We start from the raw sequence: 21590 nt of genomic DNA, 5'->3' as shown, positions 1-21590 counted from the left end.
GGCGTCGCGTCCGCCGGATATGAGACCATTCCGGCGGCGATGGTGCAGAATCATGGAAGAACGCAGCCGTCGCAGGCAGATGTGACCAGCATCGCGCCGGACGGCCGGGCGTTGAAGGAGCGAAATATGGCCCAGCCAGCCCCGACACTTGGCGAAATCGATTTTGCCGGCGACGATCACGTCGTGCCGTTCCAGGTGGAAGGCCTGGACGTGCGCGGCCGCGCGGTCCAGCTTGGGCCGGTGCTTGACGCGATCCTCGAGCGGCACGACTACCCGCAGCCCGTCGCGCGCCTTTTGGCCGAGGCGATCGTGCTGACGGTCCTGCTCGGCACGTCGCTGAAGTTCGAAGGCAAGTTGATCCTGCAGACGAAGAGCGACGGTCCGGTCGATCTGCTCGTGGCGGACTTTTCCAGCCCCGAGAACGTGCGCGCCTATGCCCGGTTCGACGCCGACGCGCTGGATGCGGCGGTGCAGTCCGGCAAGGCCGCCCCGCACGAACTGCTCGGCAAGGGCATCCTTGCGTTCACCATCGACCAGGGCGCGCACACGCAGCGCTACCAGGGCATCGTCGCCCTCGACGGCCACACGCTCGAGGAGATCGCCGGGGTCTATTTTCGCCAGTCCGAACAGATCCCGACGCGCGTCCGGCTGGGCGTGGCCGAGCTGTTCGATCGCGATGAGAACGGCAAGGCGCGTCACCGCTGGCGGGCGGGCGGCATGGTCGCGCAGTTCCTCCCGGAGTCGCCCGAACGCATGCGCCAGGCGGATCTGCCGGGCGGAGACGGGGAAAAGTTCGGTCACAGCATCGGGGAAGACGACAAGTGGGCCGAGGCCCGATCGCTCGTCGAGACGATCGATGCCGACGAACTGACGGATCCGAATGTCGGAACCGAACGCCTGTTGTTCCGCCTCTTTCATGAGCGTGGTGTGCGGGTCTATCCGCCGCAGCAGGTGTTCGACCGGTGTTCCTGCTCGCGCGACAAGCTCAAGGCGGTGCTGTCGAGCCTGTCGCCGGATGAGGTCGAGAATACCGCGACCGACGGCCATATCGCGGCAACCTGCGAATTCTGTTCGACGACGTATCGCTTCGAGGTCGGCGAAGTGACCGCTGCCTGACGCGCCAGGGTTCTGGTTGCAAAAGCGAATGCCGCCCCGGCGTCCGCTTTTGTGTTAGAGTCGCCCGCATGGACAGTACGATCGCGGTGACAGCGTCCTGCCGTCGCCACGCTCGTCGAGGAGGAGGCCATGATGCGCGCACTTGCCTTTCTCGTGCCGATGACGGTCGGCGTCGTGATGGCGGCCGATATGCCGGCCGCGAATTCGGACGCCGACAAGCAGCAGATCCTGAACAATGACGAGGCCTGGCTGAAGGCCGTTGCGACCAAGGACCCGCAGGCCATCGCCGCGTTCTATGCCGAGGACGGATCGATCCTGGCGCCGGGCATGCCGATTGCCAAGGGACGAGGCGCGGTCGAGGCCGCCTGGAAGGGCCTGGTCGGCATGAAGGACTTTTCCCTCACCTTCTCGCCCACCCTTGTCGAGGTCGCGGAGTCGGGTGACCTCGCCTATGAGATCGGAACATACGAACTCCGATACGCGACCGAAAAGCCCGTCGACGAAAAGGGAAAATACGTGGTCGTGTGGAAGAAGGCCGGTGACGACTGGAAGGTGATGGCCGACATCTTCAACAGCGACGGCGCGATGTAGATCCGGAGAGGCTCTCGGCGCCGGCGGTTTCAGTTCAGGGTGCGGCTCTGGCCCGGCGCGTCGAGCGAGAAGGCGGGGATGGCGACATCGAAGGCTTCGCCGGTCGTCGTTTCCATTTGGTAATGGCCGAACATGACGCCGGAGGGCGTGTCGAGCGGGCAGCCGGAGGAATACTCGTACGTATCCCCCGGTCCCAGCACCGGTTGTTCGCCAACCACGCCAGGCCCGCTGACCTCGTCAACCAGCCCGTTCTGGTCGGTGATGTTCCAATAGCGCGCCATCAGCTTCACCGTCGCATCGGAATGGTTCGCGATGACGATGCGGTATCCCCAGACATAGCGGCTGTCGTCCGGGTCGGATTGCTCCTCCAGGAAGTAGGGCTCGACAGTGACCTCGATATCGCGGGTAAGCGCTCTGTACATTCCAGGGCCTTGAGCTCGAACGGGTTGTTCTTGAACGGGTCGGGTCGAATCATGCGGGCAGAGGCGTCGCATCTGCGCATTGGCATGTGCATCAGCACGCGCTACGCATTGGTTGGCACGTTCTTGACGATCCGATCAAGACAATTGTCGATCGTCAAGCGGCGTTGGCGCCTCCGGGGCAAAAAAGCAGCGCACGGCTGGCATGCGCTGCTCTGCCAGGTTCAGGATTTTACCTTCTCCAGCGCCTGGGCGAAGTCGGCGAGCAGATCCTCGCTGTCTTCGATGCCGGCGGAGAAGCGGACAGTGCCGGGCGAAATGCCCAGTTCCGCGCGGGCCTCGTCGGTCAGGTTCTTGTGCGTCGTCGTTCCCGGATGGGTGATCAGGCTCTTGGCATCGCCGAGATTGTTCGAGATCTCGACGACCTCGAGTGCGTTCTGCAGGGCGAAAGCGGCTTCCTTGCCGCCCTTGAGCTCGATGCAGATCAGCGTGGACCCGCCGGACATCTGCCGGGCGATAATGTCGGCCTGCGGGTGATCCTTGCGGCCGGGGTAGATGACGCGCGCGACCTTGGGGTGATCGGCGAGAAAGTCGGCGATGCGCGATGCGTTCTCGGTCTGCTGGCGGACTCGCAGCGGCAGCGTTTCGATCCCCTTCAGCAGCGTCCAGGCATTGAACGGCGACATGGCCGGACCGGTGTGGCGGAAGTAGTCCTGCAGGCTCTCCTCGATCCACTGCCTGTCGGACAGCACGATGCCACCGAGGCAACGGCCCTGACCGTCGATGTGCTTGGTGGCCGAGTAGACGACCACATGCGCGCCCAGCTCGAGCGGCTTCTGGAACAGCGGCGTGGCAAAGACGTTGTCGACCACGACCTTGGCGCCGATCTGGTTTGCCAGCCTGGCGACGCCGGCGATGTCGACCACCTCGAGCGTCGGATTGGTCGGGCTTTCGAGGAAAAGGACCTTGGTATTCTTCCGGATCGCCTTTTCCCAGTTGGCGAGCTCGCGCCCGTCGACGAGCGTGCACTCGACGCCGTATTTCGGCGCCAGCGTTTCGACCACCCAACGGCAGGAGCCAAACAGGGCGCGGGCGGCGACGATATGGTCGCCGGCCTTCACCTGGCAGAGGATCGCGGCAGCGACCGCCGCCATGCCGGAGGCCATGGCCCGGCCTTCCTCGGCACCTTCGAGCAGGCACATGCGCTTCTCGAACATGTCGTTGGTCGGGCTGCCGTAGCGAGCATAGATAAAGCCCTCCGTCTCGCCCTTGAAACGGGCCTCGGCGGCCTCGGCCGTTTCATAGACGAAGCCCTGGGTCAGGAAGATGGCCTCGGACGTTTCGGCGTGCTGCGAGCGGGTGGTGCCGCCATGGACGAGTTGGGTTGCCGGGCGCCAGGACTTGCTCATGATGATTGCCTTCCAAACAAAAAAACCGGCCGCAAAAGCAGGCCGGTTGGACACCCGGCCTTTTTAGCTACTTGTTTAACGTGGCTGCAAGCCGACCGGCCAAATCACCACGGGATATCCGGTCCATACTGCCTGGCGGTGCTTGCGTCAATTGCCCGTATTTGGTTTTGTCGGCCAGCTTAAAGGAACGCTTTATGGTACGTGCAACAGGAATTCTGGCGGACCGCGCCATCAAGGGGCTGTTCGACAGCGACAGGCTCGTAAGCGAGGCCGCATTGGATTCTGACCAGATCCAGCCGGCGAGTCTCGATCTGCGCTTGGGCTCGAAGGCCTTTCGCGTCCGCGCCAGTTTCCTACCCGGGCCCGCGCATCTCGTTGCCGACAAGCTCGACCGGCTCAAGCTGCATGTGATCGACCTCGACCACGGCGCCGTGCTGGAGACGGGCTGCGTCTACATCGTGCCGCTGATGGAAAGCCTCGACCTGCCGGAGGATCTGTCTGCCTCCACCAATCCGAAAAGTTCGACCGGCCGGCTCGACATCTTCACCCGCGTCATCACCGATCGCGCGCAGGAGTTCGACAAGATTCCGGCCGGCTACAAAGGGCCGCTTTATCTCGAAATCTCGCCCCGGACCTTCCCGATCGTGGTGCGGCGCGGCTCGCGCCTGTCGCAGATCCGCTTCCGCAGCGGCAATGCCATTCTGTCGGATGCCGAACTGCTGGCGCTGCACGCGTCCGACACGTTGGTGGCGAGCGACACCCCGAACGTCTCCGGCGGCGGCATCGCCCTTTCGATAGACCTGAAGGGCACCGGGCCGGAAGGGCTGATCGGCTATCGCGGCAAGCATCACACGGCCGTCATCGACGTCGACAAGAAGAACCAGCACGACGTGTTCGATTTCTGGGAGCCGCTGTTCAGCCGCGGCCGCAACGAACTGATCCTCGATCCGGACGAATTCTATATTCTCGTTTCGCGCGAGGCGGTGCACGTGCCGCCGCTCTATGCTGCCGAGATGACGCCGTTCGACCCGCTCGTCGGCGAGTTCCGCGTGCACTATGCCGGCTTCTTCGATCCCGGCTTCGGCCACGCCGCCGCCGGCGGTTCGGGCAGCCGGGCGGTGCTGGAAGTGCGCAGCCACGAGGTGCCCTTCATCCTCGATCACGGCCAGATCGTCGGCCGCCTCGTCTACGAGCGAATGCTCGAACTTCCCGAAAGCCTCTACGGCGCCGGACTGGGCTCCAACTACCAGGCGCAAGGCCTGAAGCTGTCGAAGCATTTTCGCACGAGCTGAACGTCCGCTGGAAGGGTCGTCATTGCGAGCCGCGGCACCCGTCAGGGCTCGCGGATGGCGCTGTCGAGCCCGCGCAGCAGCGGATAGAGGAAATAGGAGATCACGGTTCGGCGACCGACCTTGATTTCGGCCGAGACCGTCATGCCGGGCAGGAGCCGGATCGGTTCACCGGCGGAGCGGAGTTGCATGTCGGTCAGCGGCAGCCGGGCCTTGAAGTAGGGCGCAGGCGATAGTCCGGTGGCGGCTTCCTGCTGGGTCGGGTTGAAGGCATCGCGGCTGATCGTCCGGATCGTCCCCGACGCCGTTCCGTACTTCTGGAACGGATAGGCGTCGAGCTTGATCCGGGCCTCGCTGCCGACCGCCACGCGTGCGATGTCGCGCGAGCTCACCGAGACCTCCGCTTCGAGCGGGACGTCGAGCGGGACGAGCGTCACGATCGGCTCGGCTTCGCGGACCACCGACCCGACCGAGCGCTGGGCCAGGTCGAGGACGACGGCGTCAGCCGGTGCCGTCAGCGTGATCATCTCACGCCGCAGCTCCATTTTCTTCAGTTCATCGGCGACCGTGTCGCGCTGGTTGCGCAGTTCGACCAGTTGCTCCATCGCCGCCCTGCGAAAGTCCTCAACGAAAGCCTGTCGGTCGGCTTGCAGCTTCGCCAGCGTATGATCGGCCTCCGCCGCCTTGCCGCGCAACGCCGACAGGCTCGTCTCGACGTCGAGCCGCGCGTCGCGCGCCCCGAGGAAGTTGATCAGCGAGCCGCTGTCCTTCCGGTAGAGGGACTCGCGGGCGCTTTCGATACGACTGAGATTTTCGCGCCGGTTCGTCAGCACTGCCTGCTGATCCTTGCTGGAGGCGATCACCGCAAGCTGGCCGGCGATCTGCTGGTCGAAGTTCTGCACCTGCGCGAGATAGTAGGCGCGCCGCTGGACGAAAAGCTGCGCCTGCAGCACCTCATCCGGCGAATTGCCGGCGATTGCCGTGTAGTCAGCCCCTGCGAGTTCGGCGTCGATGCGCTTGACCTGGGCGTCGAGGGCGGAAAATTTCGTGCGCTGCTGGTCAGCGTCCGCTTGGCTGAAGGTCGCGTCCATTCTGGCAAGCGTCTGGCCCGCGTGAACCACGTCCCCAGCCGCCACCTCGATCGAGCGGATGATCGACGTCTCGAGCGGCTGAACGACAATGGTCGGTTGGGTGGTGACGAGTTTGCCGGGGGCGATGACGACCTCGTCGATCTTCGAGAGCGATGCCCAAAGGATGGCCGAGCCGATCAGCGCGGTGATGCCGTAGAGGGTCATTCGCGCCACCCTGGGCGGCAGGCGCTCTTCGAGCTCCACGGCGTCCGACTGGAACTCCGCGATCACCGGCGGACGAGCGTACTGGACGACGAGTTCGGTTCCGGGCGTTCCGGTCGTAGCGGGAAGAGTGTCCTGCCGTTTCGCGCCGTCGTCGCTCATGCCACCTGCCTCGTTTGCTGGGTCCACAGGTGGCGATAGGTCATGCAGCGTGAAACCAGCTGGTCGTGGCGGCCGATATCGGCGACCTTGCCGCGCTCCACGACGAGGATCGCATCGGCATCGACCAGCGTCGAAAGCCGGTGCGAAACGATGATGACCGTGCGCCCCTTGGCGATCTTGCTCAGGTTTTCGCGGATGATCGCTTCGCTGTCGGGATCGAGCGCGCTCGTGGCTTCGTCGAGAATGAGCAGTTTCGGGTTGGTCAGCAGCGCCCGGGCGATGGCGAGGCGCTGCTTCTGTCCGCCCGAAAGGTTGGCGGCGTTCTCTTCCAGCATGGTCTCGAAGCCGCGCGGCAGCCGCTCGATGAATTCCTCTGCGCCGGCAATACGGGCAACATCGACGATCTCCTCGATACTTGCATCCGGCTTGGCCGCCGCGATGTTCTCGCGCACCGTGCCGCGGAAGAGGAAATTGTCCTGCAACACCACGCCGATGCTCGAGCGCAGATGGACGAGGTCGATTTCCCGGTTGTCATAGCCGTCGATCCTGACGAGCCCTTGCTGGTTCTGGTACAGCCCCTGGATAAGCCGGGTTACGGTCGTCTTGCCGGAGCCGCTCTTGCCGACGATGCCGAAGACCGAGCCGGCGGGCACCGTGAACGAGACGTCGTCAAGGGCAGGGGCGTTTTCCGGCACGTAACGGAAGGTGACCCTGTCGAACTCGATCCGTCCGCTGAACTCCGGCCGGATCCCGCGGCCGCGACCGGCCTGTTCGCGGCGCTGGTTCATGATCTCGCCAAGCATCCGCACCGAGAGCGCCACCTCCTGGTACTCGTGCACCATGGTGACGATCTGGACGAGCGGCCCGGAAACGCGCCCCGCCAGCATGTTGAAGGCGACCAGTGCGCCGATCGTCATCGCACCACTGAAGACGTCGAGCGCTCCGAGCCCGATGATGGCGACGCTCATCAGCTTTTCCAAAAGCCCGGTGATGGCCTGGGCGATCGACGAGATCTTGTCGACGCGAAAGCGCACGGAGATGGTCTCGGCCGAACGATCGTCCCACACCTGCCGCTGGCGCGGCTCAAGCGCAAGGGATTTCACGGTGCGCATGCCGTGCACGGTTTCGACCAGCAGCGCCTGGCGCTCGCCCTCGACCCGGTAGAGCGCCTGCAGCCGTCGCTGGAACGGCCCGACGAGCACCATGACGACGAGCCCGACGAGCAAGGCAAAGCCGAGCACGACGAAGGTCAGCTTGACGCTGTAGAGCAGCAGGATCGGCACGAACACCAGCAGCGACAGGCTGTCGAGAAGCGTCAGGAACAGCCGGCCGGTCAGGAATTCGCGAATGCGCCCGGTCTGCTGCATATGCTTGACGATCACGCCGGCGGAGGATTGCTCGAACAGGGCGATCGGCAGATCGAGCAGATGGCCGAACGTTCGTGTGGCGATCCGGATATCGATCTTGTTGGTCGCGTAGAGCAACAGGTAGCGTCGCAGAAAGGTGAAGGCCGCGTCGAAAATCAGCGCAATCGCAATGCCGACGGTGAGGACGGTCAGCGTCGCATAGCTCTGGTGCACCAGCACCTTGTCGATCACCAGCTGGAAGAAGATCGGTGTGGTCAGGCCGAGCCCGTAAAGGACGAAGGCGGCCAGCGCCACGTCGCGAAACAGGCTGCGCTGGCGGATGATTTCAGGAAGGAACCAGCGCAGCCCAAAGGGCTGATCGTCGTCGAAGAGGCGATAGTTGCGCTTCAGGAGCACGACGGAGCCATGCCAGCTTCTGGAGAATTTCTCCTCGTCGAGAAGTATGAACTCAGGACGCTTCGCGAGCGGATCGAGCACGCGGATCATCCGGTCCTCGCCGCTGCCGCCGGCGCCGGCGATCACGATCCAGTTGCCGTTGTCGAGTTCGGCGAGCACGGGATAGGCCTGGCCCAGCGTGAACAGGCCATCCCAGGTCAGGTGAACATGCCGGGCCTTCAGGCCGGCATCCTTCGCCATCCTGAGAAGTTTCCGCGTGGGGACCGCCTGCTCGCCGACGGCATAGTCATGCATCAGCCGTTCGGGCGCGAGGTCGATTCCATGATGACGCGCGACCAGCGTCAGGCACTGCAGGTTGGTGTGCTGAGACGTGCCCATGGCCGCTCCCAATACTGCCGAACGGTCTCAGTTGAAATTCGGCGACTCGTTCGTCGAGCCCCGTGCCTGCTGCCCCGCATCGCCTGCCGGAAGGCCCGTCATGTCGCCGACACGGCGAACGGCGCCCGCTTCGACGAGGCCGTTGAGCGCCTTCTGCATGAGGTCGACCGCGTTGGCGAAGGCATCCACCGGCATGACGACCCGCTGGCGGAACACCGGCTTCGGATTGTTGTTCGCGTCGCGTTCGGTCGCCGACAGCGACATCAGGTCGATCCGGACGATCGTTCCGGTCACGGTGATCTCGCCGATGCCATCGGAATAGAGTTCCTGGGTCATTGTGTTCTCCATAGGTTGTGGTTCGCGGGTGGAGGAGGAGGGGCGTCGTGGTACCAGGGCGGGAAGGGATCATCGAGATCGCGCATGCTGCGCGCGTCGAAGCCGGCCTCGTCGCCGACCAGACACTCATCGAGCGCTGACCGGATCGCGGCTTCGACCAGCCCGTTGCCGATGAAGACGAGCTCCTGCCTTCGGTCGCCCCAGATCGGGCTCCAGTGGCGGTCGAGAAGCGCGTGAAACTGCGGCTGGCGGGGCCAGTGGGCGGGCGGCACCGTCGCCCACCAAAGCCCTTTCGCCTCGGTGCGCCGCTGCACGCCGGCAATCGACAGCAGGCCGATCCAGTCAGGGCGCGTCGCCAGCCAGAAATGCCCTTTCGCCCGGATCAGGCCGGGCCAGTCCCTGGAGAGGAATGCATGGAACCTCGCCGGATCGAACGGGCGGCGTGCCCGGTAGACGAAGCTGGATATGCCGTATTCCTCGGTCTCCGGCACATGGTCGCCCCACCCGAACAATTCCTTGTGCCACAAGGGATGCCTGGCCGACTTGGCTTCGGAGAACAGGCCGGTGTTGAGGATGGCCCGCAATGGAAGCACGCCGAAGTCCGTCTCCAGCACGCGCGCATCGGGATTGAGCGCGGCAATGATCCGGCGAACGGCTTGCCGCGTTTCCGCGGACACCTCGGAGACCTTGTTGACGACGACGACGTCGGCGAATTCGATCTGCTCGACCAGAAGGTCGACGAGGCTGCGATGGTCGTCCGCGTCGCGCGTCGCACCCCGGTCGCTGAGGAAATCGGTGCTGGCATAGTCCGCCAGCAGATTGGCGGCGTCGACGACCGATACAATGGTGTCCAGCCGGGCGATGTCGTTCAGCGCCGTCCCGGCCGCGTCGCGGAAGGAGAATGTCGCGGCGATCGGCAGGGGTTCGGCGATTCCGGTGCCTTCGATCAGCAGATAGTCAAAGCGCCGCTCGCCTGCGAGCCGGCGCACTTCGCCGAGCAGGTCGTCGCGCAGCGTGCAGCAGATGCATCCGTTGGTCAACTCGACCAGCGTCTCGTCCGTCCGCGAAAGGTTTGCGCCGCCATCACGAACGAGATCCGCATCGATGTTGATCTCGCTCATGTCGTTGACGATGACCGCCACCCGCAGGTCCTCGCGGTTGCGAAGAACGTGATTGAGAATCGTCGTCTTGCCGGCCCCCAGAAACCCTGCCAGCACGGTTACGGGGAGTCGATTGTCGTCGACCATGCCTGCCCCTTGTGCCCAACCTTAGGCCGCCAACTGCGGTCTGAAGAGTACATCCACGTAGTAGTTCGTGTTGTTGTAGGTGCTGGTGGGGAACAAGCCCGCCGCCCCGTATCCGTACACGCCGTTGCCGCCGCTCAAGGCGGAGGACAGGGCATGGAGGTTGTTGTTGTCGACGCCCGAATTGAAGAAGTTGCTGGTTGCCGAGTAGTTGCCGTTGCTGCTGTAGGACACGACGTAGGTCGTGTTCGCCTGGATCGCGACGTCGTTCGAGAGATTGACGGTCTGCCAGCCGCTGGCGGTCTCGTTCGTGAAGGTGGCGCTCGCCAGCAGCGTGCCGGTCGCGCTCCACAGATAACCGGTGTGCGGTCCGGTGTTGTTGGCGCCCTTGTAGAAGCGGAAGCCGGTGATCGAGCCGGCCACGTCCGCCTGGAACTTCATGCCGAGGTTGACGCGGTTGTTGTCGTTGACCGAGAGCGTCGTCGGCGTACTGGTGGCGGCAAAGACGCTCTGCGTGCCCGTTGATTGCGGGACCACGGTCAGGCTGACGGTGGCCGAGGCCGTTCCGCCGCGGCCGTCGGAGATGCTGTAACGGAAGCTTGCCGGTCCGCTGTAGCCGGCCGTCGGCGTGAAGGTGACGGCGTTCGTCTGGCTGTTGAACGCCACGGTGCCGTTCACCCCATTGTCGACCCCGGTGATCGTCAGGGGGTCGCCGTCCGGATCGTTGTCGTTGGCGAGCAGCACCGAGGCCTGGATCGTCGCAGCCGTGCCGGGCGTGGTGGTGAAGCCGCTGTCGTTGGCGGCCACCGGAACCGCGTTGGCGGTGGAGCGCTCGAACAGGACGTCCACCCAGTAGTTCGACGAACTCCAGCTCGAGGTCGGGAACTCGTTGCCCGAGCCGTAGGCGAAGACGCCGTTGCCGCCGCTGGTGGAACTGGAGGGGGCGCTGAGCACGCCGTTCGTCCGTGTAGTGGTGAAGTAGTTCGGCGTCGCCGCATAGCGGCCGTTGGACTGGTAGCTGGCGACATAGGTCGTGCCGGCGGTGATGTTCACCGGCTGCGAGAACATCACCGTCTGCCAGCCGCTGGCGCTCTCGTTGACGAAGGTGGCGCTTGCCAACAGGGTCCCGGAGCTGGTCCACAGCGAGCCGACATGGGTGCCGGTGTCCTGGGCGCTCTTGTAGTAGCGCAACCCGGTGATCTGGCCGCTCGCCGAGGCCACGAACTTCATCCCGAGCTCGACCGGGCTGGCGTCGTTGTTGGAGGCGATGCTCGGCGTATCGGTGAGCGAGAACAGGCTCACCGCCGTCGAGGGCGGGTTGACCGTCAGGCTGACGGTGGCCGAGGCCGTGCCGCCGCGCCCGTCGGAGATGGTGTAGCGGAAGCTCGCGGGTCCGCTGTAGCCGGCCGTCGGCGTGAAGGTGACGGCGTTGGTCTGGCTGTTGAAGGCCACGGTGCCGTTCACCCCGTTGTCGACCCCGGTGATCGTCAGCGGGTCGCCGTCCGGATCGTTGTCATTAGCAAGGAGCAAGGACCCCTGGATCGTCACGGCGGTGCCGGGCGTGGTGGAGAAGCCGCTGTCGTTGGCGGCCACCGGAACCGCGTTGGCGGTGGAGCGCTCGAACAGAACGTCCACCCAGTAGTTCGACGAACTCCAGCTCGAGGTCGGAAACTCGTTGCCCGAGCCGTAGGCATAGACGCCGTTGCCGCCGCTGGTGGAGCTGGAGGGGGCGCTGAGCACGCCGTTCGTCCGCGTCGTGGTGAAGTAGTTCGGCGTTGCGGCATAGCGGCCGTTGGACTGGTAGCTGGCGACATAGGTCGTGCCGGCGGTGATGTTGACCGGCTGCGAGAACATCACCGTCTGCCAGCCGCTGGCGCTCTCGTTGACGAAGGTGGCGCTCGCCAACAGCGTCCCGGAGCTGGTCCACAGCGAGCCGACATGGGTGCCGGTGTCCTGGGCGCTCTTGTAGTAGCGCAACCCGGTGATCTGGCCGCTCGCCGAGGCCACGAACTTCATCCCGAGCTCGACCGGGCTGGCGTCGTTGTTGGAGGCGACGCTCGGCGTATCGGTGAGCGAGAACAGGCTCGTCGCCGTCGAGGGCGGGTTGACCGTCAGGCTGACAGTGGCCGAGGCCGTGCCGCCGCGCCCGTCGGAGATGGTGTAGCGGAAGCTCGCGGGCCCGGTGTAGCCGGTCGTCGGCGTGAAGGTGACCGTGTTCGTCTGGCTGTTGAAGACGGCAGTGCCGTTCACGCCGTTGTCCGCCCCGGTGATGGCGAGCGCATCGCCATTCGGGTCGGTGTCGTTGGCCAGCAGCGACGCGGCCTGGATGGTCAAAACCGTGTTCTGGGTCGCCCAAAAACCCGTGTCGTTGGCGGCGATAGGCACGCTGTTCACGGTCGAGGCGTTGAAGACGACGTCGACCCAGTAGTTTTCGCCGCGGTAGGAACTGTTCGGGAATATGCCCGCGTTGTCGCCATAGGCGTATACGCCGCCGTTCGGGCTGACGCTCAATGGCCCCCGCGTGTAGGCCGAGTCGAAGTATCCGGTGCTGCTCGAATAGTAGCCGTTGGTGTGGTAGGAGGCGACATAGGTCGTCCCCGCGGTAATATTGATCGGGCTGGAAAAGGTCACCGTCTGCCAACCGGAGAGCGATTCGCCGGTCGACGTCGCCGTCCCGAGCAGCGTCCCGTTGGCGGTCCAGAGGCTGACCTTGTGCTCGCCGATATTGTAGAAGCTCTTGTAGAAGCGGATCCCCGATATCGTGCCGTTGGTATTGGCCTGGAAGCGCACGCCCAATTCAACCCCGTCGGGTTCGAGGTTGGTCTCGACCGCCGGCTTGGCGGCCAGCGTCCACAGGCTGGCGGTCGAGGGCAGCGTCACGCTCACCTGCTTGCCCGCCGCCGGCGTCTCGAGGTTGACGCTGTCGTCGACGGCCCGCGACATGATCGTATAGGTGCCGCTCGCCTGGACGACCCAGTTGTAGCTCCAGCTCTCCCGGCCGGTTGCCTTGAACCAGCTGTTTCCGCCGTCGGTGGATACCTCGACGCCGGCGATGACGCCGCCGCCGAGATCCTGGGCCGTGCCGGTGATCGTCACGTGCTGGCCCTCGACGAAGCTGGCGCCGATCGTCGGCGAGGTGATCGTCGAGGTTGGCCTGATGGTGTCGGTCGATTGGGTCGCCAGGACAAGGCTGGAGACGAGCGTGGAGGGCTGGATGCCCATGTCGGCGAACATGTTGACCATCGCCTGCTGGACATTCCGGTCGGTCGGCGTCGCCGCCCCTTCGTGCGCGGCATCGAGCGCCCAGGACCAGAAGACGGTGCCGGCGCTGAAGACGAGTGCGCCGCTCTCATCACGGTACATCGTCAGGCTGTGGGTGGCGTCGGCATTGCCAATGGTCGTGCCGTAGTCGCGCAGATAGGTGTTTACCGAGACGTTGGAGAGCGACAGATTGACGAGCCCGGCCGGCCGGAAGCCGTTCTCGACGTCGGAGTTCCATTCGTAGCCGAGGATGTTCCGCGGCAGGCTGTAAGTCTGGCCGGGCTGCAGGTTGGCGACGTCCGTGTTGCGCCAGAAGCGAAGCTTGGAGAAGTCATAGGGAACGGTCATCGTGTCCTGGCGATTGCTGTCGACCGTGAACATGGTGCCGATCAGGGCGTTTTCCGGCTGCTGACCGGGATCGGCATAGCGCGGATCGCGCCAGGTGCCGGTGCCGACATTGCTCGGATCGGTGCTGGTGCCCCAGGTCTCCTTGTAGCAGACCATGGTGCGGTAGGGGGTGCCGTTGCCGTCGATGCTGGTTTCCCAGCGAACCTTCCAGTAGCAGTCGTTGCCGCCCCAGAAGGCCAGGTTGACGCCGGCGTCGCGCGCGGCCTCGACGTTGCTGCGCTGCTCGGCCGACCAGTACTCGTCATGCCCGACGGACAGGAAGGCGTCGTGGTTCAGCAACTGTCCGCCGTTGCGGGCGGAATCGACGCCGGAGATGTAGGAAACGTCATAGCCGTTCTGCTCCAGCCAGCGGATGGCGGAATGCTCGGCGCCGAAGATGAAATCGTGCGTGCCGCCGAACGGGCTGGTGTTGGTGATGAAGGGGCGGTTGTAGCTGACGGCCGACGCGCGACCGATCGCATTCAGGCCGCAACTGCAGTTCGGCGGCCGGTAGCCAATCAGTTCGGCCGGGTCGACCGGGACCTCGCCGTAGTACAGGCTGGCGCCGCCCCAGGCGTTGTAGGCCTGCCAGGTGGTGTCGGAGGTCTGGAAGACGATGTCGCTCGTGGAGCTGTCGTCGCGCACGACGAAGGGGATCAGGCTCTGCCCCGCGGTGCCGTCCTGGCGGACCAGCTTGGCGATATAGACGCCGGAGACCGCGTCGGAGGGGATCGCCCAGCTTGCCGAGACCGACCAGTTGCCGCAATCAATCAGCCCCTTGGACATGTCGATGATCGGATGCGGCTGGATTTGCGCGGAGGTGAGCGACTGGTTGATCGTGGCGACCTTGCGGGCGCCGTCGCCGCCGTAATAGCCGAGCCGGTAGATGTCGATCCGGTAGTTGGTCGAATCGGTGGCGATCTTGAAGTCCACCGTCTGGCCGATATTGGTGCTGATCTCCGTAGCGAAACCCTGGATGTTGGCGTCGCCGTCGCCGGCGACGCCCCATTCGCTGCGCGGGTTTCCCTGCTTCATGTTCTCAAGCGCGATCTTGTTCGGTGTTGCGGCCGTGGCCGCTGCGGGTTCTGCAGCCAGCGCCGAAATCGGAGCGGCCAGCACTTCGGTCGCGGGCTCCGCTTCGATCGGCTCGGCTGACGGCGCCGGCATGAGCGACGATCCCGTCGGAGTTTCGAAGCCGGCCCGGCCGGCTCCTTCGGCCGCTGGCGCGACATCGTCCGCACGTTCGCCGCCCGTCCAAGCGCCGGTGACCACAGGCGCAGCCAGGGTCACGCTCGGGACAAAGCCCTCCCCGTCGGCCTGAGGCGTGACATCGCTCAACCGGGCAGACGCCGCGCTGGGGGGAGCGCCGAACGCGGCCGCCGCGGCCGGCCGGAAAGAGATCGACACAGGCGCCGGCGCCTCCGCTGCGATGCCGCCCGAAGACCGATGGTGCGCCATGGGGGCGAATGGGGCGAACCCGTTGCCGGACGGCGCGCTTTCAAGCGCCTGCTCTGGGCCATCAGCGGAAATCGATGGGCCGTCCGCGTCGGCCGAAAGCCCCCTGGCCGGGCTGAACGGCGCACCGAAACTCCAGGACAAGGCGTAGCCGCCAGTCATCAGGGAAGTCGACATCCATCCCGGCAACGCCGGGAGGTCCGCGGCGGACACGGCTTGCGTCCAAGCCGCCCGGATATCGGACATACCCGGGAGGTCGCCGGGCTGGCTCGCCGTCGCCGGCGACAGGCACGCACCCTTGCCGGCCAGGTGAGGCCGAAGCGCTGCACCGTAGCTGGTGCCGCCGGACATGCTCAACAGGTCGTGGTTTCGGATGTGAAGCCTGAACATGTTTCGCCTCCGATCCGCACCGAACTTCGCGGACATGGGTGTCGGTTGAAATGAAGAAATGAATTGAGTCTTAACATCACATTCTGCCAACAATCCGGTGCCGGCGTACCACATCAATCGGAAGTACCCGGCCCGCGGGCGGCCTCCTCCCATGTGACGATGCACCTTGTCCGTGGATGATGTCGCCTACCTCCGGCGCGCCGGCGCAGGAGAGCCTTGCGGGGGGCGCTGCCGCGAAAGGCTCAAGCGTCGGAAAGCGAAAGCCGCCCGCAATGACGGCCCGGAACCGCAACTTCGAAAACCTTGGCGATCGTGACGATGCAATACCCCCTACGACGTATGGGCAAGGTTGGAACTCAGACGGAATGGCAGATACTGTTCCTGCTCGGCGTCCCTAGAATGGGCAGATACCGTTGTTTCCGGCACGGTTCCCCAGCCCAGAGCCGCAAGGCCGGCGGGCCTTCGGCCGGGATCATGCCGGATGGAACCGATACCGTGTCCGAGGCTTGATCGGAGCGTGCTGCGGAACAGTGAAGGCGGACGCGACGTGCGTGCACATGAATTCGGCAATGTCAGGCACAGCGCGCCTGCCGCGCGGATCCGGACGCGTCCGGCGCGACAGGAGCGCGTTGCCCAATCGCGGCGATCAGGGTCGACCGTCAGTGATGCGAATGGCAACTTGGAATGGACCGGACGGTCGGGCGCCTGGCCGGCATGGCCGATAAGGTTCTTCGTCGTCGCCCTGTTTGTGCCCTGGCTGTTCGACCTGAATGGGCTGATCATCAGCCCGTACAGGCTCGTTCTCCTTGCCATGGTGCTTCCATGCCTGTTCCGATGGCTCAACGGCGCGGCCGGCCGCTTTCGCGTCGCCGACTTCTGCCTGCTGTTCTACTGTCTGTGGGCGGCAATCAGCATGGCTGTCCGCGACGGGGTCGGATCTGCAGTGGAGGGCGGCGGCATCCTGTTCGTCGAGACGATGGGCGCTCATCTCCTGGCCCGGTGTTTCGTTCGAAGTGCCCGCGACTACTACAACGTGGCGCTGCTGTTCTTCCGCTGCATTCTGTTGTTGATGCCCTTTGCCGTCTTTGAGGCCCTGACGGGCAACAACATCCTGCTTGAAGCCTCAAGGGCGCTGGTCACGACACACTATGCCGTCCCCGACACGCGCTGGGGACTGACGCGCGTGCAGAGTGTCCTCGAACATCCGATCCTGTTCGGTGTCGTCGTCGGCAGTGCGCTGGCGCCGGCCCATCTGGTGCTCGGCTATGGGCAGGGCATCGTCAAGCGCTACTTCCGCTCTTCGGTCGTCGCCTTGACGGCGTTTCTATCCATGTCCTCGGGCCCGCTGACCGCACTGTTCGTGCAAATCGTGCTGCTCACCTGGAATGGCATGCTGGCGAGCGTGAAGGAACGTTGGAAACTGTTTTGGGCTGCAATGTTTGCCGGATACACACTCGTCGCGATCGCTTCCAACCAGAGCGTCTTTCAGTTCGCGATCACCTATTTCTCCTTCAGCCCGACGAACGCCTATTTCCGCGTTCTGATCTGGAACCACGGCTCGGCGTCCGCATTGAATCATCCGGTCTTCGGCACCGGCATGGAGGATTGGGAGCGACCGGCGTGGATGCCACCCAGCATCGACATGTTCTGGCTTTACCACGCGATCGTCTATGGCATTCCTGCCGCCGTTGCGATGCTCGCGGCATTTCTGTCGGTCTTTCTCGCTGTGTCGTTGCGGCCGGCGGCGGCGGATCCCAAGCTGATGGCCTATCGCCTTGCCTATCTTGCATCGATGGCCAGTCTTTTCTGTGTCGGCTGGACGGTTCATTTCTGGAATGCCACCTTCGTCCTTTTTCTGTTCACGCTGGGGGGCGGTGTCTGGTTGCTTGAGGCCGAGGAACCGGCAATGCGAGAGCGCGGCCCCCGGCCGGTCCGCGGAAGGATCACTCGCTCGCCCCGTCCAGTCACGGAGAACAGGCGAGCCCGCCCGACAAACGGGCCCGCCTCATCCTAATTGCCACGACGACACCCCGAGCTGCTGGAGAGTTCGCTTTATGCAAATTCGAGGCGAATTTTTTCAGTACTACCGTAAGTGATTGTTAACTGAAGCTTGCAATCGTACGCTACCGTTCATTATTCCGGCCGCCACCGTCACTTCGTCGGGTCTGCCGGATGGTCGATCACGGGTCGGACGAGGGTTGCGGCGCAGGGGGAGCGCTGTGCAGCGATTGTGCGACAGGCGAAGCGTGCGGGATTGAACCGCAACCAACCAGTGCCAGAGCAATCTGGCAAACGTGCGGGCCGTAAGCCAACGGCCCGGCACTGCAGGCGGCAGGATGCCGCTTCCCCGACATTGACTAAACCCATGAGGAACCACGATAGGTGGGGAAGGGTCTTCTATGACGAACGCGCTTATTTCCGGAGGCATTGCGGCGGGACCAGGTCCCCTTGCGGCGAAAGCTTCCGGCCGGATCGCAATCACGATCCGCGCCACACTGTTTCTGATCCTGTCGGCATTCGTTGCGACGCTGCTGGTGCTGGCGGGCATGAACATGCTCTCGACATGGGATAGCATGCGCAGCGCGCAGGCCATGCGGGCGAACAATGAAATCGGCGATCTCTTCCTTGCAAGCGCGGGCTCGCTCGCCAGCGAGCGCGGAATGACGAACACCGCTTTCGCCGGTGCGGCCAGTGCCGGACCGGCGACCGTCGCAAAGATCCTCGAGCATCGCCAGCGGGCAGACGAGGCGCTCGAAGCGGCGCTCGAGCAGCTGCAACGCTCGTCCGACTTCAAGGACAAGAACGCCATGATCGCGAAGGTCCGGCAGGACCACGAGGCCCTGAAGGCCCTGCGGCGCGACATTGACGGCCAGCTGGCGATGGAGGGGGCTGCGCGAAACCCCGAGATCCAAAGCCGATGGGTGCCGACGGTGACCGCGCTCATCATGTCATCGCAGCATCTGCGCATCGACGCGCAGGTGACGCCGTCGTCGGCGCTTGCCCGGACGCAAATCGTCCTCGACCTGAGGCAGGCCAGCTGGGTGGTCAGCGAATATGCCGGGCGCGAGCGTGCAGCAATCGGCGGTGCGGTTGCGCGCGGCGCCCGTTTGGACGAGAGCATGCTTGCAACGCTTTCCGAATACCGCGGGCGGCTCGAGCAGTCCTGGGTGTCGATCGACAGTTATGCGGATCGCGAATTCGCCGACCCGTCGGTATTGTCTGCGATCGCTGCGGCGCGCTCGGAGTTCTTCGGCACGTTCGAGGAGGTTCGCAAAAGCGTCTACGCCGCCAGCGCGCAGGGCCGCGACTACCCGCTGACCGGTGAGGCGTGGATTGCCGCGGCGACAAAGGCCATCGACAGCTTGCAGGCCCTGTCGGATGCGATCGGCCAATCGGCGGGCACCTACACGCATCAGATCGAGGACAGCGGACGCAACGGCTTCATCGCCAGCTCTGCGGTGCTGCTTGCTGCCGTGGTTTTGGGCCTGTTCGCCTTCTGGATCGTCACCACCCGGGTGACGCGGCCGATCCAGTCGCTGACGGAAACAATGTCCCGACTGGCGGACGGCGATCTGGAGACCTCGATCCCGTCGGTCGAGCGTCGCGATGAGATCGGCGAGATGGCGCGCGCGGTGGAAGTGTTCCGTGAAGCCGGTCGCAACAACCGCCGACTTGAGGCGGAAGCCCACGAAGGCCGCGAATTGACCGAGCGCGAGCGGCGCGAGCGCGAAGCGCAGCGGGCCGCCGACGCGCAAAAAATGCAGGCAGCGGTCGACGCGCTCGGTACCGCTCTCGGTCATCTGGCCGAAGGCAACGTCGGACATCGGATCGAAACGGTGTTTGCGGAGTCTCTCGATCGCTTGCGGACCGATTTCAACCAGTCGGCGAGCAAACTGGAGGCGGCGCTGCGTTCCGTCGGCGATAACGCCGCCGCCATTCATTCCGGTTCGGAGCAGATCCGGGCGGCAGCCGATGACCTCTCCAAGCGCACGGAAATGCAGGCCGCCTCGGTCGAGGAGACCGCCGCCGCCATCGAACAGATCACCACGGCCGTGCGGGACACCAGCCAGAGGGCGAGCGAGGCCGGCAACCTGGTGGCGCGGGCGCGCGAGCAGGCCGAACGCTCCAGCGCCATCGTCGAAAAGACCGTCACGGCGATGGGGGCGATCGAGACCTCCTCCCGCGAGATCAACAACATCATCGTCGTGATCGACAACATCGCCTTCCAGACGAACCTTCTCGCGCTGAACGCCGGGGTGGAAGCCGCGCGGGCCGGTGAGGCCGGAAAGGGCTTCGCCGTGGTCGCGCAGGAGGTGCGTGAGCTGGCGCAGCGGTCGGCGAAGGCGGCGCAGGAGATCAAGGCGCTCATCACCAGCTCGGCCGAGCAGGTCAATACCGGCGTGGCGCTCGTCGACGAAACCGGCAATGCGCTGCGGACAATCGCCGCGGAAGTGCAGGAAATCAGCCATCATGTCACGGCGATCGTCGAGGCCGCCCGCGAGCAGTCCGTCGGCCTGGGCGAGATCAACACCGCCGTCAACCTCATGGATCAGGGTGCGCAGCAGAACGCGGCCATGGTGGAGCAGTCGTCCGCCGCGAGCCACAGCCTCGCCTCGGAGGCGGCCGCGCTCAACGAACTGCTCGCCAAGTTCCGCTTCGGCGAGGCTGATAAGCCGGTGCGGGAACAGCCTGCCGCTGCTGCGCGTTCGCCCGCGCGCGCATTGATCCAGCGCGTCGCCAATTTTGCAGGGCGCAGCGGAAATGCGGCGGCCGCACCCCGGGAGCGCTGGGAGGAGTTCTGATGCGCGTTCATCTGCCAGGCTGAAAAATCAGGAGCAGGAGGCGCCGGCCATCGGATGCGATGGCCGGCGTCTCCCCGTCTGAAGATCGAGGGGACAAGGAGCCGCTTTTCACCGATTTTGGTGCGGCCGGCGTGCAAGCGTCCTCCACATATGAAAACAGGCGCCGGCCTCAACCGCCTCCAGTCGCCTCCCAATTTTCGATCTCAGCGTCGTCGATGCCATAGATCTCTCGAGTGCTCGCCACGGCGTCTCTCGAGGCTGGGTCATAGGCGGCACGGCCTCTTTTGGGTTGACATCCTCGGTCACATTTTTGAAAGAGGGAAGATCTTCCGGCACCTGCTTACGGAACGGGCAGGCAGACCTCGGTCCCGTCGTGCAGTCAGCTATTCTTCAGAGGACTTTTTCGGAATGCACCTTTCGCATCTGGATCGGCTCGAGGCCGAGGCAATACATATTTTCCGCGAGGTGGCGGCGAACTTCACGAATCCCGTCATGCTCTATTCGATCGGCAAGGATTCGTCTGTCATGTTGCATCTGGCGATGAAGGCATTCTTCCCGGCAAAGCCGCCCTTTCCGTTCCTCCATGTCGACACAACCTGGAAGTTCCGCGAGATGATCGCGTTTCGCGACAAGATGGCGAAGGATCTGGGTTTCGACCTGCTCGTGCACATCAATCCGGACGGCGTTGCCGAGGGCATCAACCCCTTCCGGCACGGCTCGAATTACCACACGCACGTGATGAAGACGGTGGGGCTGCGTCAAGCGCTCGACAAATATGGCTTCGACGCGGCTTTCGGCGGGGCGCGGCGCGACGAAGAAAAGTCGCGCGCCAAGGAGCGGATATTCTCCTTCCGCACCGCCAATCATACCTGGGATCCAAAGAGCCAGCGCCCGGAGATGTGGAGAACCTACAACACGCGCGTCAACAAGGGCGAATCGATCCGCGTGTTCCCGCTGTCGAACTGGACGGAGCTGGACATCTGGCAATACATCCTGAAGGAAAAAATCCCCATCGTGCCGCTTTATTTCGCTGACGAGCGCCCCGTGGTGGAGCGCGACGGCACGCTGATTATGGTGGACGACGAGCGCATGGAGCTCAAGAAGGGCGAGAAGGCGGAAAAGCGTCTCGTCCGCTTCCGCACGCTCGGCTGCTACCCGCTCACCGGCGCCATCGAATCCGACGCCGACACGTTGGAGAAGATCGTTGCGGAAATGCTGACTGTTGTTTGACACGAAGGACCGGAATTACCGGGAATATCTGGGATAAGGCGGGAACTGGCGCTAAAGCCCCGGAAA

The 21590-nt window shown here is 64.4% G+C and carries 12 protein-coding genes, 1 pseudogene and 1 riboswitch; of the genes and pseudogenes, 6 read left to right on the top strand and 7 right to left on the bottom strand.

Annotated features, from left to right (window positions below):
• Positions 1 to 126: 126 nt before the first annotated feature.
• Both JNC62_RS15560 and JNC62_RS15555 read left to right on the top strand, forming a co-directional pair.
• Entirely contained in the window at positions 127 to 1116 is a 990-nt protein-coding gene (locus JNC62_RS15560; protein WP_374839932.1) for an Hsp33 family molecular chaperone, read from the top strand.
• A 129-nt stretch (positions 1117 to 1245) separates the two neighbouring features.
• On the top strand, positions 1246 to 1707 hold the full coding sequence (locus JNC62_RS15555) for a YybH family protein (RefSeq protein ID WP_374839931.1): 462 nt from the start codon (positions 1246 to 1248) through the stop codon (positions 1705 to 1707).
• Positions 1708 to 1736: 29 nt separating this feature from the next.
• Here JNC62_RS15555 and apaG read toward each other — a convergent pair whose 3' ends face one another.
• Both apaG and JNC62_RS15545 read right to left on the bottom strand, forming a co-directional pair.
• Entirely contained in the window at positions 1737 to 2129 is a 393-nt protein-coding gene (gene apaG / locus JNC62_RS15550) for a Co2+/Mg2+ efflux facilitator ApaG/CorD (protein ID WP_374839930.1), read from the bottom strand.
• A gap of 221 nt (positions 2130 to 2350) precedes the next feature.
• A complete protein-coding gene (locus JNC62_RS15545) occupies positions 2351 to 3535 on the bottom strand; it encodes an O-succinylhomoserine sulfhydrylase (protein WP_374839929.1) in 1185 nt (394 codons plus the stop codon).
• Between the two features lie 42 nt (positions 3536 to 3577).
• Positions 3578 to 3656: riboswitch (SAM riboswitch) on the bottom strand.
• A 73-nt stretch (positions 3657 to 3729) separates the two neighbouring features.
• On the opposite strand from JNC62_RS15545, the gene JNC62_RS15540 reads away from it, so the two are divergent.
• Entirely contained in the window at positions 3730 to 4827 is a 1098-nt protein-coding gene (locus tag JNC62_RS15540; protein WP_374839928.1) for a 2'-deoxycytidine 5'-triphosphate deaminase, read from the top strand.
• A 41-nt stretch (positions 4828 to 4868) separates the two neighbouring features.
• Here JNC62_RS15540 and JNC62_RS15535 read toward each other — a convergent pair whose 3' ends face one another.
• The 5 genes from JNC62_RS15535 to JNC62_RS15515 are packed head-to-tail and all read right to left on the bottom strand — an operon-like array spanning position 4869 to position 15492.
• Positions 4869 to 6278, bottom strand: coding sequence for an HlyD family type I secretion periplasmic adaptor subunit (locus tag JNC62_RS15535; RefSeq protein WP_374839927.1), 1410 nt, complete (start codon positions 6276 to 6278; stop codon positions 4869 to 4871).
• On the bottom strand, positions 6275 to 8419 hold the full coding sequence (locus JNC62_RS15530) for a peptidase domain-containing ABC transporter (protein WP_374839926.1): 2145 nt from the start codon (positions 8417 to 8419) through the stop codon (positions 6275 to 6277). Before JNC62_RS15530 ends, JNC62_RS15535 begins: the two co-directional genes overlap by 4 nt.
• A 27-nt stretch (positions 8420 to 8446) precedes the next feature.
• Positions 8447 to 8755: a hypothetical protein gene (locus JNC62_RS15525; RefSeq protein WP_374839925.1), complete on the bottom strand. Its 309-nt coding sequence runs from the start codon at positions 8753 to 8755 to the stop codon at positions 8447 to 8449.
• Positions 8752 to 10002, bottom strand: coding sequence for a GTP-binding protein (locus JNC62_RS15520; RefSeq protein WP_374839924.1), 1251 nt, complete (start codon positions 10000 to 10002; stop codon positions 8752 to 8754). Before JNC62_RS15520 ends, JNC62_RS15525 begins: the two co-directional genes overlap by 4 nt.
• Before the next feature lie 21 nt (positions 10003 to 10023).
• Complete coding sequence (locus JNC62_RS15515) at positions 10024 to 15492, bottom strand: DUF4082 domain-containing protein (protein WP_374839923.1); 5469 nt, start codon at positions 15490 to 15492, stop codon at positions 10024 to 10026.
• A 679-nt stretch (positions 15493 to 16171) separates the two neighbouring features.
• Here JNC62_RS15515 and JNC62_RS15510 point away from each other — a divergent pair.
• The 3 genes and pseudogenes from JNC62_RS15510 to cysD all read left to right on the top strand — a co-directional run.
• Positions 16172 to 17506 carry an O-antigen ligase family protein gene (locus tag JNC62_RS15510; RefSeq protein WP_374839922.1) on the top strand — a complete coding sequence of 445 codons (1335 nt, stop codon included), beginning with the start codon at positions 16172 to 16174 and terminating at the stop codon, positions 17504 to 17506.
• A gap of 385 nt (positions 17507 to 17891) precedes the next feature.
• Positions 17892 to 20294, top strand: coding sequence for a methyl-accepting chemotaxis protein (locus JNC62_RS15505; RefSeq protein WP_374839921.1), 2403 nt, complete (start codon positions 17892 to 17894; stop codon positions 20292 to 20294).
• A gap of 408 nt (positions 20295 to 20702) precedes the next feature.
• Positions 20703 to 21515: pseudogene (cysD, locus tag JNC62_RS15500) on the top strand (sulfate adenylyltransferase subunit CysD); the annotation flags it as partial.
• Positions 21516 to 21590: the final 75 nt, after the last annotated feature.

It is taken from the genome of Mycoplana ramosa (genome assembly GCF_041930185.1).
Lineage (GTDB): Bacteria > Pseudomonadota > Alphaproteobacteria > Rhizobiales > Rhizobiaceae > Mycoplana > Mycoplana ramosa.
Note: the sequence above shows the minus strand (reverse complement) of the source record. Positions and strands in the feature narration are given on the sequence as shown.

Excerpts from the sequence above, each read along its gene's own strand:
- JNC62_RS15560 (WP_374839932.1), top strand. The coding sequence starts at position 127 with ATGGCCCAGCCAGCCCCGACACTTGGCGAAATCGATTTTGCCGGCGAC.
- JNC62_RS15555 (WP_374839931.1), top strand. The coding sequence starts at position 1,246 with ATGATGCGCGCACTTGCCTTTCTCGTGCCGATGACGGTCGGCGTCGTG.
- apaG (WP_374839930.1), bottom strand. The coding sequence starts at position 2,129 with ATGTACAGAGCGCTTACCCGCGATATCGAGGTCACTGTCGAGCCCTAC.
- JNC62_RS15545 (WP_374839929.1), bottom strand. The coding sequence starts at position 3,535 with ATGAGCAAGTCCTGGCGCCCGGCAACCCAACTCGTCCATGGCGGCACC.
- JNC62_RS15540 (WP_374839928.1), top strand. The coding sequence starts at position 3,730 with ATGGTACGTGCAACAGGAATTCTGGCGGACCGCGCCATCAAGGGGCTG.
- JNC62_RS15535 (WP_374839927.1), bottom strand. The coding sequence starts at position 6,278 with ATGAGCGACGACGGCGCGAAACGGCAGGACACTCTTCCCGCTACGACC.
- JNC62_RS15530 (WP_374839926.1), bottom strand. The coding sequence starts at position 8,419 with ATGGGCACGTCTCAGCACACCAACCTGCAGTGCCTGACGCTGGTCGCG.
- JNC62_RS15525 (WP_374839925.1), bottom strand. The coding sequence starts at position 8,755 with ATGACCCAGGAACTCTATTCCGATGGCATCGGCGAGATCACCGTGACC.
- JNC62_RS15520 (WP_374839924.1), bottom strand. The coding sequence starts at position 10,002 with ATGGTCGACGACAATCGACTCCCCGTAACCGTGCTGGCAGGGTTTCTG.
- JNC62_RS15515 (WP_374839923.1), bottom strand. The coding sequence starts at position 15,492 with ATGTTCAGGCTTCACATCCGAAACCACGACCTGTTGAGCATGTCCGGC.
- JNC62_RS15505 (WP_374839921.1), top strand. The coding sequence starts at position 17,892 with ATGACGAACGCGCTTATTTCCGGAGGCATTGCGGCGGGACCAGGTCCC.